This is a genomic window from Burkholderia humptydooensis, from assembly GCF_001513745.1.
Lineage (GTDB): Bacteria > Pseudomonadota > Gammaproteobacteria > Burkholderiales > Burkholderiaceae > Burkholderia > Burkholderia humptydooensis.
In genome coordinates this window covers 382050-396777 of sequence record NZ_CP013380.1, presented here as the reverse complement: position 1 = coordinate 396777, position 14728 = coordinate 382050, and the positions used below count along the sequence as shown (strand labels likewise).

General features: G+C 68.3%; 8 protein-coding genes and 1 riboswitch. Of the genes, 4 read left to right on the top strand and 4 right to left on the bottom strand.

All coding sequences use genetic code 11. The features are described from left to right. Window positions 1–28: 28 nt before the first annotated feature. Window positions 29–162: riboswitch (TPP riboswitch) on the bottom strand. Window positions 163–434: 272 nt separating this feature from the next. The 4 genes from AQ610_RS01860 (at window position 435) to AQ610_RS01845 (ending at window position 5817) form a co-directional block, all read left to right on the top strand. Then, window positions 435–2201, top strand: coding sequence for an ABC transporter ATP-binding protein/permease (locus tag AQ610_RS01860; RefSeq protein ID WP_009913796.1), 1767 nt, complete (start codon window positions 435–437; stop codon window positions 2199–2201). After that, window positions 2198–2968: an SDR family NAD(P)-dependent oxidoreductase gene (locus AQ610_RS01855; protein WP_006029332.1), complete on the top strand. Its 771-nt coding sequence runs from the start codon at window positions 2198–2200 to the stop codon at window positions 2966–2968. The genes AQ610_RS01860 and AQ610_RS01855 overlap by 4 nt, the downstream gene beginning before the upstream one ends. A 238-nt stretch (window positions 2969–3206) precedes the next feature. Further along, the gene (locus AQ610_RS01850) at window positions 3207–4469 is read left to right on the top strand and encodes an MFS transporter (protein WP_006029331.1); all 1263 of its coding nucleotides are present in this window, start codon (window positions 3207–3209) and stop codon (window positions 4467–4469) included. 22 nt (window positions 4470–4491) lie between these two features. After that, complete coding sequence (locus AQ610_RS01845; RefSeq protein ID WP_006029330.1) at window positions 4492–5817, top strand: D-amino acid dehydrogenase; 1326 nt, start codon at window positions 4492–4494, stop codon at window positions 5815–5817. A gap of 128 nt (window positions 5818–5945) precedes the next feature. Here AQ610_RS01845 and thpR read toward each other — a convergent pair whose 3' ends face one another. From thpR to AQ610_RS01825, 4 genes are all read right to left on the bottom strand, one after another. After that, entirely contained in the window at window positions 5946–6506 is a 561-nt protein-coding gene (gene thpR, locus AQ610_RS01840) for an RNA 2',3'-cyclic phosphodiesterase (protein WP_043283298.1), read from the bottom strand. After that, window positions 6503–8014 carry an alanine/glycine:cation symporter family protein gene (locus AQ610_RS01835; protein WP_006029328.1) on the bottom strand — a complete coding sequence of 504 codons (1512 nt, stop codon included), beginning with the start codon at window positions 8012–8014 and terminating at the stop codon, window positions 6503–6505. Before AQ610_RS01835 ends, thpR begins: the two co-directional genes overlap by 4 nt. 258 nt (window positions 8015–8272) lie before the next feature. Beyond that, entirely contained in the window at window positions 8273–9739 is a 1467-nt protein-coding gene (locus tag AQ610_RS01830) for a glutamate synthase subunit beta (protein ID WP_006029327.1), read from the bottom strand. Between the two features lie 94 nt (window positions 9740–9833). Beyond that, complete coding sequence (locus AQ610_RS01825; RefSeq protein WP_006029326.1) at window positions 9834–14534, bottom strand: glutamate synthase-related protein; 4701 nt, start codon at window positions 14532–14534, stop codon at window positions 9834–9836. Between the last annotated feature and the right edge of the window lie 194 nt (window positions 14535–14728).

The following is a 14728-nucleotide window of genomic DNA, read 5'->3' as shown; positions in this document are numbered from 1 at the left end:
TCGCCGAAACGGCGGCGGCGGGCATGGCCCGGCGGGATCGGAAACTTCCCGCGCCGGTATTACCCGGATCGGGTGCGAAGGGTCTCTCTCAGCCTCGCCGCGCATCCGGCCCTGCCGATCCGGCAGGCCGGGGCGCGCAGCAAAGCACCCCTGTTTCGTCGGCGGTCATTAGACCATAAAAGCGGAAACGGCCGCAAACCTCGCGCTGCGGCAAATTCGCCCGCCGCGCGGCGGCGCTGGCACAATGCCGCTGGAACCGGCGCATGGGCGACATCGTCGCCGCGCGCCGAGCCAGTGCCGTTCCCGGCGTTAAGCGCCGTTTAAGGCATGCTCGCCAGAATCCGCGGCACGCATGCCGCGCGCGGCGCCGAACGCACGCGCCGGGCGCGGCGCGCGCGTTGGCCCGGCGTTGCCGGCCTCATATCAGGAAGCTCATGACTCAATCGATGCAAGCCCTCGCCCTCGTCCCGGACGACCCGACGCAATCCCGATCCCCGGTCTCCACGTGGAGCCTCATCAAGCCCTACTGGGTCTCCGAGGAATGGAAGGTCGCGTGGGGACTGCTCGTCACGATCGTCGCGATCAACCTCACGCTCGTGTGGATCAACGTGCGGATCAACTCGTGGAGCGCGTCGTTCTACAACGCGCTGCAATCGAAGGATGTGCGCGACTTCCCGAGCCTGCTGATGACGTTCGCCGTGCTCGCGTTCGCGTTCATCATCCTCGCGGTGTACAGCCTGTATCTGCGGCAGATGCTCGGCTTCCGCTGGCGGCAGTGGCTCACGACGCGCTTCCTGAACGAATGGCTCGGCGATCGCAACTTCTACCGGATCGAGCGCGACCGGCTCGCCGACAACCCCGACCAGCGGATCGCGGACGACTTGCAGTCGCTCGCGTCGACGACGCTGTCGCTGTCGCTCGACCTGCTGTCGACGGTCGTCACGCTGATCTCGTTCGCGACGATCCTCTGGTCGATCGCCGGCGCGGCGACGATCTCGCTCGGCGGCCACGCGATCACGATCCCCGGCTACATGGTGTGGGTCGCGATGATCTACGCGATCGCGGGCTCGTACGTGATGCACCGCTTCGGCCATCCGCTCGTGTCGATAAACTACCAGCAGCAGCGCGTCGAGGCGGACTTCCGCTTCAGCCTGATCCGCATCCGCGAGAACGCCGAGCAGATCGCGTTCTACAACGGCGAGCCCGTCGAGACCTCGCACGAGCAGAACCTGTTCCAGCGTATCCGCGAAAACTGGTGGCGCGTGATGCGCTACACGAAGCGGCTCACGTTCGTGCTGAACTTCTATGCGCAGCTCGCGAGCCTCTTTCCGATCGCGGTCGCCGCGCCGCGCTACTTCGCGGGCGCGTTCACGTTCGGCGTGCTGATCCAGATCAGCCGCGCGTTCGGCACCGTCAGCGATTCGTTCTCGTGGTTCATCAACAGTTACGGCACGCTCGCCGAGTGGCGCGCGACCGTCAACCGTCTGCGCGAGTTCAAGCGCGTGATGGGCGCGTCGCATCTGAAGGAATCGATGTCGCCCGCGACCGAGCGCGGCGGCATCAACCTGCACTACGTCGACGCGCAGCAGATCACGACGTCGGGCCTGAAGCTCGCGCTGCCGAACGGCGCGGCGCTCGCGTCGATCGGCGACATCGCGATCGAGCCCGGCTCGCGCTGGCTCGTGCGCGGGCCGTCCGGCTCCGGCAAGAGCACGCTGATGCGCGCGCTCGCGGGCCTCTGGCCGTTCGGCGACGGCGCGATCGACGCGCCCGTCGCCGCGCGGATGATGTTCGTTCCGCAGCAGAGCTATTTGCCGATCGGCACGCTGAAGGCGGCGCTCGCGTATCCGTCGGCCGTCGACGCGTTCAGCGACGACGCATGCCGCGACGCGTTGCGCGCGTGCGGTCTCGCCGACTACGCCGAGCGGCTCGGCGAGACGGGCCACTGGACGCGCACCCTGTCGCCCGGCGAGCAGCAGCGCCTCGCGGGCGCGCGCGTGCTGCTGCACAAGCCCGACTACCTGTTCCTCGACGAGGCGACGAGCGCGCTCGACGCGGACAACGAGGCGCGCCTCTACCGGCTCTTCGACGAACGGCTGCCGAAGGCGGCGATCGTCAGCATCGCGCATCGCGAATCGGTCGCGTCGTTCCATCAGCAGACGCTCGACGTGCGCCGCGACGAAGCGCGCGTGGCCGCGTGAGCGCCGCGCACGCGCGGGTCGCGCTGATCACGGGCGCGGGCTCGGGGATCGGCGCGGCGCTCGCAGCGAGGCTCGCCGCACCCGGCGCCGCGCTGATGCTGCACGCGCGCGGCGCTGACGAAGCCGCGCGCGAGCGGCTCGCCGCCGTCGCCGACCGATGCCGCGCAGCGGGCGCCGCATGCGCGACGTTCGTCGCGGATCTCGCCTGTGCCGGCGCGGCTACGCGGCTCGTCGGCGCGACGCTCGACGCGTTCGGCGCGCTCGATCACGTTGCCGCGAATGCGGGCTACGCGGTGCGTCAGCCGCTCGCGGGCCTTGCGCCCGATGCGCTCGCCGCGTCGTTCGCGGCGATGCCGGGCGCGTTCGCGGCGCTCGTGGACGCCGCGCGGCCGGCGCTCGTTCGATCGTCTCGCGCGCGGATCGTCGCGGTCAGCTCGTTCGTCGCGCACCGCTATCGCGCCGACATGCCGTTCGCGGCGACAGCCGCCGCGAAGGCCGCGCTCGAATCGCTCGTGAAGACGGCGGCCGCCGAGCTCGCGCCGCGGCACGTGACGGTCAACGCGGTCGCCCCCGGCTACACGCGCAAGGACCGCGGGCCGAGCGAGGCGAACGCGGCCGCGTGGCGGCGCGCGAACGAGGCGACGCCGCCCGGCCGCATCGCGGAGCCGGACGATGTTGCCGCGCTGATCGCGTTTCTGCTCTCCGACGAAGCGCGCCACGTCACCGGGCAGGTGATTCACGTCGACGGCGGGCTGACGCTCGGTTGACGCCCGGCCGAACGCGCCGGCCGATTGACGAAATGGTTCGTACGGCCGCTTCGGCTTCGGCATTCCACACGCGACGCGTCCCCAACCGCGCGCCGCAACCGCATCGCGATGCGCGGCGCGCGTCCGATGCCGCGGCCGCTCCGATCACATTTTTTTCCGCCGTCGCCGCGCTCGTACAATAGCCCGCATCGCGCGCGACGAACGCGCGACGACGACGAAAGCGAGAGGAGCGGCGCGCATGCAGGCATTCCAGTGGTTTCACGAGCTGTCGGCGCGCGAGCGGCGCACGCTCTACGCGGGCTTCGGCGGCTATGCCGTCGACGCGTTCGACTTCATGATCTACTCGTTCCTGATTCCGTCGCTGATCGCCGCGTGGGGGATGTCGAAAAGCGAAGCGGGCATGATCGCGACGAGCTCGCTGATCTCGTCCGCGGTGGGCGGCTGGCTCGCCGGCATCCTCGCCGACCGCTACGGCCGCGTGCGCGTGCTGCAATGGACGATCGCGACGTTCGCGCTGTTCACGTTCCTGTCCGGCTTCACGCATTCGTTCTGGCAACTGCTCGCCACGCGCACGCTGCAAGGCTTCGGCTTCGGCGGCGAATGGTCGGTCGTCACGATCATGATGGCCGAGACGATCCGCTCGCCCGAGCATCGCGCGAAGGCGGTCGGCACCGTGCAGAGCAGTTGGTCGTTCGGCTGGGCGGCGGCCGCCGTGCTGTACTGGGCGTTCTTCGCGCTGCTGCCCGAGCCGCACGCGTGGCGCGCGTGCTTCTGGATCGGCATCGTCCCCGCGCTGTGGATTCTCTACATCCGCCGCAACGTGAGCGACCCCGACATCTACGTCGCCGCCCGCCGCGCGCGCGAGCGCGGCGTCGACCGCGCGCACTTCCTGCAGATCTTCGATCGCGCGCACCTGAAGACGACGCTCTTCGGCAGCGCGCTCTGCACCGGCATGCTCGGCGGCTACTACGCGATCACGACCTGGCTGCCGACCTATCTGAAGACGGTCCGGCATCTATCCGTATTCAACACGAGCGGCTATCTGATCGTGCTGATCGCCGGGTCGTTCTGCGGCTATCTGGTCGGCGCGCTCCTGTCCGACCGGATCGGGCGGCGCGCATCGTTCGTGCTGTTCGCGGTCGGCTCGTTCACGCTCGGCATGGCGTACACGATGCTGCCGATCACCGATGCCGCGATGCTGCTGCTCGGCTTTCCGCTCGGCATCGTCGTGCAGGGCATCTTCGCGGGCATCGGCGCATACTTGTCGGAGCTGTATCCGGGCGCGATCCGCGGCTCGGGCCAGGGCTTCTGCTACAACCTCGGCCGCGGGATCGGCTCGTTCTTTCCGATTCTCGTCGGCTCGCTGTCGCAATCGATGTCGCTCGTGAAGGCGATCGGCCTCGTCGCGGGCGGCGGCTACCTGCTCGTGATCGTCGCGGCGCTCGCGCTGCCCGAGACGAGGGGCAAGTCGCTCGTCGAGCACGCCGGCGCCGCGCATTGAGCGCGCATCGCTTCGAACCGACATGCATACGATCGTTCTCGGCGCCGGCGTGATCGGCGTCGCCACCGCGTTCCACCTGCGCGAGGCGGGCTTCGACGTCACCGTGATCGAGCGCGAGGCCGACGTCGCGCTCGCGACGAGCCGCGGCAACGCCGGCATCATCGCGCCCGGCTACGTGACGCCGTGGGCCGCGCCCGGCATGCCCGCGAAGATCCTCAAGTACCTGTTCGAGCCGGCGTCGCCGCTCGTGTTCCGGCCGACGCTCGACCCCGCGCAATGGCGCTGGATCGCGCGCTGGCTGCGCGAATGCGAGCTCGCGCGGTTCCGCGTGAACAAGCAGCGGATGCAGCGCGTCGCGTACTACAGCCGCAGTTGCCTGCACGCGTTCCGCAGCCGCCACCCGTTCGACTATGGCGCGAGCCAGGGCTATCTGCAGCTCTTTCGCAGCGCGTTCGACGTCGAGCTCGCGCAGCCCGCGCTCGCGGTGCTGCGCGACGCGGGAATCGCGCATCGCGAGGTGAGCGCCGACGAATGCGCGCGCATCGAGCCCGGCCTGCGCTGGGCGAACGTGCGGCCCGTCGGCGGGCTCCATCTGCCCGACGACGAGGCGGGCGACTGCGCGCACTTCACGCGCCAGTTGCGCGCGATCTGCGAGGCGAACGGCGTGCGGTTCCGCTTCGGCACCGATGTACGCGCGCTGCAGATCGAGCGCGCTCGCGCGTGCGGCGTGACGATCGCCCGCGCGGACGCGTCGTCCCCGCAGCCGGGGCGGCGTGCGCACGAAGAGCTGCACAAAGAGCTGCACGAAGAGCGGCTCGCGGCGGACGCGATCGTCGTCGCGCTCGGCGTCGACAGCGCGGCGCTGCTCGCGCGTGTGGGCGTACGCGTGCCGCTCTATCCGGTCAAAGGCTATTCGGCGACGCTGCCGATCGCCGACGCCGAAAAAGCGCCGCGCGCCGCCTTGATGGACGAATCGCTGAAGACCGCGATCACGCGCTTCGGGCCGACGCTGCGCGTCGCGGGCACGGCCGAGCTCGGCGACCGCCGCGCGACGCTGCGTGCGCAGGCGCTGCGCACGCTGATGAAGGTGCTCGACGACTGGTTCCCGCATGCGGCGCGCGCCGCCGACGCGCAGTTCTGGGTCGGCCGCCGGCCGATGACGCCGGACGGCGCGCCGCTGCTCGGCCCGTCCGGCATCGACGGCTTGTGGCTGAACGTCGGCCACGGCTCGACCGGTTGGGCGATGTCGATGGGATCGGGGAAGGTGGTGGCGGATCTCGTCGCCGGGCGCGAGCCGGAGATCGATCTCGACGGACTGACGCTCGCGCGGTACGGCAGCGGGCGGTAGGCGCACGGCGTGCGCGATGGGCGCGTGTCGCCGAATGGGCCGCCGATGAAGCCGCGATGCGCGGGCTCGACGATGCCGCAGCCGCGTCGTACGCAGTAAGCAATCCGCCCGCGTGGCTCGGGCGGCGCTTACTTCGGCAGCGCCGCTGCCGCGAGCACCCGATGTTCGGCGCCCATGCGCGTGAGGACGCTCTCGTAGAGCGTGAGCGTTTCGAACCGCAACGCGAGCGGCGTGCGGCGCTCGGCGCCGTTCGCGCCGTCGATCGTCACGCGATGCGCGTCGCGAGGCAACCGCGCGATCGTCACATGCGGCCTGAACGCGCGGCTGTCGGGCGGCAGGCCGAGCGCGCGCAGCGCGCCGCCCACCCGCTCGCCGAGCGCAAGCAATGGCGGCTGCGGCGCGAGCTCCGCGACGACGAGCCGCGCATGCGCGGTGCTCGGCCAGCAGACGACGCGCTCGACGTCGACGGGCGGCACCGCGCCGGCCGCCGCGAGCGCGGGGATGCGCGCGCCGAGCAGTTCGCTCTTCGCGCGCTCGATCGCGCCGAGGAACGCGATCGTCACGTGCAGTTGGTCGCGCGGCGTGCGCCGCGCGCCGGCGGCGACGGGCAGCGCGGCAAGCGCGTCGCGCGACGCCCGATCGAGCGTCAGCGCGACGAAGCAGCGCAACCGGTCGCTCGCCATCGTCATCGCGCGGAGCCGGCCGTCCCCGCGGCCCGAGCCGCGTCGACGCCCGAAGCGCGCCCCGCCGCGAGCCTGTCGCCTTGCGGCAGCGGCCCGTGCTCGCCCCACACGTCGTCCGGGAGCACCTTCGCGAGCGCGGGAATCGTCCTGCGGGTGAACACCGGATCGGCCACGCCCGCCGCGCGCTGACGCTGGTAATCGCACCACGCGGCGAGCGCGTACTTGCCGAGCATCAGAATCGCGATCAGGTTGATGAGCGCCATCAGCCCCATGCTGGTATCGGCCATCGCCCACACGAGCGGCAGTTGCCCGACGCTGCCGAACATCACCATCCCGAGCACCGCGAGCCGGAACACGAAGAGCGCGCCGCGCCGGCTCGTGACGAATCCGACGTTGCCTTCCGCATACGCGTAGTTGCCGATCACCGAAGAAAACGCGAGGAAAAAGATCGCCACCGCCATGTAGATGCCTCCCCAGTCGCCGACGTGGCTCGAAATCGCGCGCTGCGTGAGCGCCGCGCCTTCCATCGACGTGCCCGGCTCGTACTGCCCCGACAACAGGATCACGAACGCGGTCGCGCTGCAGATCACGATCGTGTCGACGAACACGCCGAGCATCTGGATCAGCCCCTGCGTGACCGGATGCCGCGTGCTCGCGGTCGCGGCCGCGTTCGGCGCGCTGCCCATCCCGGCCTCGTTCGAGAACAGGCCCCGCTTCACGCCGATCGACACCGCCTGGCTCACCGCGTAGCCGGTCAGGCCGCCCGCCGCCTGCTCGAGGCCGAACGCGCTCTTCACGATCAGCGCGATCATGTCCGGCACGAGCGCGATGTGCGTCGCGACCGCGTAGCCCGCGAGCGCGAGATAGCCGATCGCCATCACGGGCACGATCACCTGCGCGACGTGCGCGATCCGGCGAATCCCGCCGAAGATGATCGGCGCCGTCAGCGCGACGAGCGCGAGCCCGACCGCGGCGCGGCTCACGCCGAACGACGTGTTGAATGCCTCGGCGATCGCGTTCGCCTGCACCGCGTTGAACACGAAGCCGAACGCGAGGATCAGCGACAGCGAGAACAGCACGCCGAAGCCGCGCGAGCGCAACCCGATCTGGATGTAGTACGCGGGACCGCCGCGATACGTGCCGTCATGATGCGACACCTTGAAGATTTGCGCGAGCGTCGCCTCGACGAACGCGGACGACATCCCGACGAGCGCCGTCGCCCACATCCAGAAGATCGCGCCTGGGCCGCCCACCGTCATCGCGACCGCGACGCCCGCGATGTTGCCCGTGCCGACGCGACTCGCGAGCCCGGTCGCGAACGCCTGGAACGACGAGATGCTGCCAGGTTCGCCCTTGCTGCCGACGAGGCGCATGCTGAGAAACAGCGCGCGCAACTGGATCATCCTGAAGCGCAGCGTGAACCACGCGCCGGCGCCGAGCAGCAGCGCGATCAGCACGTAATTCCAGAGAATGGCGTTGATCCCGTCGATCATCGCGTGCGCAAAGCCTTCCATCCATCATCTCCTGATTTAGGGTCGAATTATGTATTGATTCCGGTCACGGCCGGCCAAGGGCCGACATGATATGACAGGTTGCACCGACTCTTACAAAATGAAATTTTTCGGGAGAAAAATGAAAGGATGCCGCCGAGGGCGACGCGTGTCGCACGATGCTCGCGATGCGCGTCGCGGCAAAGCGTCCGCGCACAAAAAAACCGGGCGCCCGCAGGACGCCCGGTTCGTCGAAACGACGTTCTGGCGAATGCCGCCCGCTCAGCGCGGCAACTCCGAGCTGCCCATCAGGTACGCGTCGACCGAGCGCGCGCACTGGCGGCCTTCGCGGATCGCCCAGACGACAAGCGACTGGCCGCGGCGCATGTCGCCCGCCGCGAACACCTTGTCGACCGACGTGTAGTACGCGCGATCGCCCTCGGTGCCCGCACGCGCGTTGCCGCGCGCGTCCTTCGCGACGCCGAACGCGTCGAGCACGGGCGCGGCCGGCTGCGTGAAGCCCATCGCGAGCAGCACGAGATCGGCCTTGATCTCGAACTCCGAATCCGGCACTTCCTGCATCTTGCCGTCGACCCACGCGACGCGCACCGCGATCAGCTTCTCGACCTTGCCGTTCCTGCCTTCGAAACGCTTCGTCGCGACCGCCCAGTCGCGCTCGCAGCCTTCCTCATGCGACGACGACGTGCGCAGCTTGATCGGCCAGTACGGCCACACGAGCGGCTTGTTCTCCGCCTCGGGCGGCTGCGGCAGCAGCTCGAACTGCGTGACGTGCTTCGCGCCGTGACGGTTCGACGTGCCGACGCAGTCCGAGCCCGTGTCGCCGCCGCCGATCACGACGACGTGCTTGCCCTTCGCGAGCAGTTGATCGGCCACCTTGTCGCCCGCGTTCACGCGGTTCTGCTGCGGCAGGAACTCCATCGCGAAATGGATGCCGGCGAGCTCGCGGCCCGGCACCGGCAAATCGCGCGGCGTCTCCGAGCCGCCCGTGATCACGACCGCGTCGAATTCGTCCTTCAGCGTCTCGGGCGAAATCGTCTCCTTCGCCATGTTGCCGATCGTCTCGGGCAGCGGATCGCGGCCGATGAACACGCTCGTGCGGAACGTCACGCCTTCCGCTTCCATCTGGCGCATCCGGCGGTCGATCAGCCACTTCTCGAGCTTGAAGTCGGGAATCCCGTAGCGCAGCAGGCCGCCGATCCGGTCGTTCTTCTCGAACACCGTCACGTCGTGGCCCGCGCGCGCGAGCTGCTGCGCGGCGGCGAGGCCCGCGGGGCCGGAGCCTACCACCGCGACCTTCTTGCCCGTCTTGTGCGCGGCGGGCTGCGGCGCGACCCAGCCTTGCGCCCACGCCTTGTCGATGATCGCGTGCTCGATCGACTTGATGCCGACCGGATCGTCGTTGATCCCGAGCGTGCACGCCGCCTCGCACGGCGCCGGGCAGATGCGGCCCGTGAACTCGGGGAAGTTGTTCGTCGAGTGCAGCACGTCGATCGCCTGCCGCCAGTCCTGGCGATACACGAGATCGTTGAAGTCCGGAATGATGTTGTTGACGGGACAGCCGTTGTTGCAGAACGGAATGCCGCAATCCATGCAGCGCGCGCCCTGGATCTTCGCGTCCTCGTCGGTCAACGCCGCGACGAATTCCTTGTAGTGCTTCACGCGCGTGAGCGGCGCTTCGTACGCCTCGTGACGGCGCTCGTACTCCAGAAAACCGGTGATCTTGCCCATGAGGTTCTCTTCTGAATCTGTTGAATCGGGTAAGGGGGACCCGCGCCCGCCGCTTCGGACGGGCGCGTTCGCTATGTCGTCGAGCCGCGTTGCGTCAGGCGGCGAGCACCTCGCCCGCTTTCTTCGCGCCGATTTCGCCGAGCGCGCGCTTGTATTCGTGCGGGAACACCTTCACGAACTGGCGGCGCGCCGCATCCCAGTTCTCGAGCAGCGACTTCGCGCGCGGCGAGCCAGTGAACTGGAAGTGGCGCTCGACGAGCCCCTTGAGCAGCGCTTCGTCCGTCGCGCCGCCATGCCAGAGCGCGGGATCGACCGTGCGCTCCTGCTCGGCCTGCTGCAGCACAGGATCGAGCGCGACCATCGACTTGTTGCACTTCGCGGAGAACGTGCCTTCCGGGTCGTACACGTACGCGAGCCCGCCCGACATGCCGGCCGCGAAGTTGCGGCCCGTCTCGCCGAGCACGACGACCGTGCCGCCCGTCATGTATTCGCAGCCGTGATCGCCCGTGCCCTCGACGACCGCCGTCGCCCCCGAGTTGCGCACGCAGAAGCGCTCGCCCGCGACGCCGCGGAAGAACGCCTCGCCTTCGAGCGCGCCGTACATCACCGTGTTGCCGCAGATGATGTTCTCCTCGGACTTGCCGCGGAAATCGTTGGTCGGGCGGATGATGATCCGGCCGCCCGACAGGCCCTTGCCGACGTAGTCGTTGCCGTCGCCGACGAGGTCGAGCGTCACGCCCTTCGCGAGGAACGCGCCGAAGCTCTGGCCCGCCGTGCCCTTCAACTGGATGTGGACCGCGTCGTCGGCCAGGCCGTCGTGGCCGTGCTTCTTCGCGATCGCACCGGAGAGCATCGCGCCGACCGTGCGGTTCACGTTGCGCACCGGCTGGATGAACGACACGTGCTCGCCGCTCTCGATCGCGGCCTTCGCCTTCTCGATCAGCACGTGGTCGAGCGCGCGCTCGAGGCCGTGCTCCTGCGATTCGACGTGACGGTGCGCGATGCCCTCGCAGCCTTCCGGCTGGTAGAACACGCGCGAGAAGTCGAGGCCCTTCGCCTTCCAGTGCGCGACGCCGCGGCGCATGTCGAGCAGATCGGCGCGGCCGACGAGATCGTCGAACTTCGCGATGCCGAGCTGCGCCATGATCTCGCGCGCTTCCTCGGCGACGAAGAAGAAGTAGTTGACGACGTGCTCGGGCTGGCCCGAGAACTTCGCGCGCAGCACCGGGTCCTGCGTCGCGACGCCGACCGGGCACGTGTTCAGATGGCACTTGCGCATCATGATGCAGCCTTCGACGACGAGCGGCGCCGTCGCGAAGCCGAATTCGTCCGCGCCGAGCAGCGCGCCGATCACGATGTCGCGGCCCGTCTTCATCTGGCCGTCGGCCTGCACGCGGATGCGCCCGCGCAGGCGGTTCAGCACGAGCGTCTGCTGCGTCTCGGCGAGGCCGAGCTCCCACGGCGTGCCCGCGTGCTTGACCGACGACAGCGGCGATGCGCCCGTGCCGCCGTCGTGGCCCGCGATCACGACGTGATCGGCCTTCGCCTTCGCGACGCCCGCCGCGACCGTGCCGACGCCCACTTCCGACACGAGCTTCACCGAGATGCTCGCGACCGGATTGACGTTCTTCAGATCGTGGATCAGTTGCGCGAGATCCTCGATCGAGTAGATGTCGTGGTGCGGCGGCGGCGAGATGAGGCCGACGCCCGGCACCGAGTAGCGCAGCTTGCCGATGTATTCGGACACCTTGTGGCCCGGCAACTGGCCGCCTTCGCCCGGCTTCGCGCCCTGCGCCATCTTGATCTGGATCTGGTCGGCCGACGCGAGATACTCGGCCGTCACGCCGAAGCGGCCCGACGCGACCTGCTTGATCTTCGAGCGCAGCGAATCGCCCTCCTTCAGCGGGATGTCGCGCACGATCTCGTCGCCGATCACCGATTTCAGCGTGTCGCCGACCTTGATCGGAATGCCGCGCAGCTCGTTGCGATAGCGGTTCTCGTCCTCGCCGCCTTCGCCCGTGTTCGACTTGCCGCCGATCCGGTTCATCGCGATCGCGAGCGTCGTGTGCGCCTCGGTGCTGATCGAGCCGAGCGACATCGCGCCCGTCGCGAAGCGCTTGACGATCTCCTTCGCCGGCTCGACTTCGTCGATCGGAATCGCCTTCATCGGATCGACCTTGAATTCGAACAGGCCACGCAGCGTCATGTGGCGCTTCGTCTGATCGTTGATCAGGTGCGCATATTCCTTGTACGTCTGGTACGAGTTGCCGCGCGTCGCGTGCTGCAGCTTCGCGATCGAATCGGGCGTCCACATGTGGTCTTCGCCACGCACGCGGAACGCATACTCGCCGCCCGCGTCGAGCATATCGGCGAGGACCGGGTTGTCGCCGAACGCGTCGCGGTGCAGGCGGATCGCTTCCTCGGCCACTTCGAACAGGCCGATGCCGCCCACCTTCGACGCCGTGCCCTTGAAGTACTTCTCGACGAGATCGGTCGCGAGGCCGAGCGCCTCGAAGATCTGCGCGCCGGTGTACGACATGTACGTGGAGATGCCCATCTTCGACATCACCTTCTGCAGCCCCTTGCCGACCGCCTTCGTGAAGTTGTAGATCGCCTTCTCCGGCGACAGGTCGCCCGACAGCCCCTGCGCCATCTTCGCGAGCGTTTCCATCGCCAGGTACGGATGCACGGCCTCCGCGCCGTAGCCGGCGAGCAGCGCGAAGTGGTGCGTCTCGCGCGCGGAGCCCGTCTCGACGACGAGGCCCGTGCTCGTGCGCAGGCCCTGCTGCACGAGGTGCGTGTGGATCGCCGACGTCGCGAGGAGCGCCGGGATCGCGACGTTCTCGGCGTCCGTCTTGCGGTCAGACACGATCAGGATGTTGTAGCCCGACTTCACCGCGTCGACGGCTTCCGCGCACAGCGAAGCGAGGCGCGCCTCGATGCCTTCCTTGTTCCAGGCGACCGGATAGCAGATGTTCAGCTCGTAGGCGCTGAACTTGCCTCCCGTGTAGCGATCGATCGAGCGGATCTTCGCGATGTCCTTGAAGTCGAGCACGGGCTGCGACACTTCGAGGCGCATCGGCGGGTTGATGTTGTTCGTGTCGAGCAGGTTCGGCTTCGGGCCGATGAACGACACGAGCGACATCACCATGTTCTCGCGGATCGGGTCGATCGGCGGGTTCGTGACCTGCGCGAACAGTTGCTTGAAGTAGTGATAGAGCGTCTTGTTCTTGTTCGACATGACGGCGAGCGGCGAATCGTTGCCCATCGAGCCGACCGCCTCCTCGCCCTGCTGCGCCATCGGCGCCATCAGGAACTTCAGGTCTTCCTGCGTATAGCCGAACGCCTGCTGGCGGTCGAGCAGCACGGCCGACGAGCGGCGCTCGGCGGCGACGTCCTCGTCCTCCGGCTCGATCTCGTCGAGCTTGATGCGCACCGCGTCGATCCAGCTCTTGTACGGCTTCGCGTTCGCGAGGTTGTCCTTCAGCTCCTTGTCGTCGATGATCCGGCCGTGCTCCATGTCGATCAGGAACATCTTGCCCGGCTGCAGACGCCACTTCTTGACGATCTTCGATTCGGGAATCGGCAGCACGCCGGCTTCCGACGCCATGATCACGAGATCGTCGTCGGTGATGACGTAGCGCGCCGGACGCAGACCGTTGCGGTCGAGCGTCGCGCCGATCTGGCGGCCGTCGGTGAACGCGATCGCGGCGGGGCCGTCCCACGGCTCCATCATCGCGGCGTGGTATTCGTAGAACGCGCGGCGGTTGTCGTCCATCAGCGTGTGCTGCTCCCACGCTTCGGGAATCATCATCATCACCGCGTGCACGAGCGGGTAGCCCGCCATCACGAGCAGTTCGAGGCAGTTGTCGAACGATGCGGTATCGGACTGGCCCGGATAGATCAGCGGCCACAGCTTCGGCAGGTCGTCGCCGAGCACGTGCGACGCGATCGCGCCGGTGCGCGCGTTCAGCCAGTTGACGTTGCCCTTGACCGTGTTGATTTCGCCGTTGTGCGCGATCATCCGGTACGGGTGCGCGAGCTCCCACGCGGGGAACGTGTTCGTCGAGAAACGCTGGTGCACGAGCGCGAGCGCCGACACGACGCGCTCGTCCTGCAGATCGCGGTAGTACACGCCGACCTGGCCCGCGAGCAGCAGGCCCTTGTAGACGACCGTGCGCGCCGACATCGACGGCACGAAGTATTCCTTGCCGTGCTTGAGCTTGAGCGCCTGGATCCGGTGGCTCGCCGTCTTGCGGATCACGTAGAGCTTGCGCTCGAGCGCATCCGTCACCATCACGTCCTTGCCGCGGCCGATGAAGATCTGGCGGATCACGGGCTCGCTCCCCTTCACCGTGGGGGAGATCGGCATCGCGTGGTCGACCGGCACGTCGCGCCAGCCGAGCACGACCTGGCCTTCCGCCTTCACCGTGCGCTCGAGCTCCTGCTCGCACGCGATCCGCGATGCGCTTTCCTTCGGCAGGAAGATCATCCCGACCCCATATTCGCCGGCGGGCGGCAGCGTCACGTCCTGCTTCGCCATCTCCTCGCGGTAGAACGCTTCCGGAATCTGGATCAGGATGCCCGCGCCGTCGCCCATCAGCGGATCGGCGCCGACCGCGCCGCGGTGATCGAGGTTCTCGAGGATCTTCAGACCCTGCTCGATGATTTCGTGGCTCTTCTTGCCCTTGATGTGAGCGACGAAGCCGACGCCGCAGGCGTCGTGCTCGTTTTGCGGGTCGTACAGACCTTGCGCGGCGGGAAGCGCGCTCTTCGGCTGCTGGTGGTCGATCATGGGGACACCGTCGGAAAGGGGGCCTCGCGGCCGTTGAAACCATTTGCTTGTTGCCCGTCGTCCCCCTTCGTGTGGATCGCGACGTGGCCGGCCGGGCAGGAGCGGGTGGGCCTGCGACTGCCGGAATTCGGAATATACGCGACGAATCAAGGGAATAGCAAATAAATCCCAATGGTCGAACCCCAATTACAAAC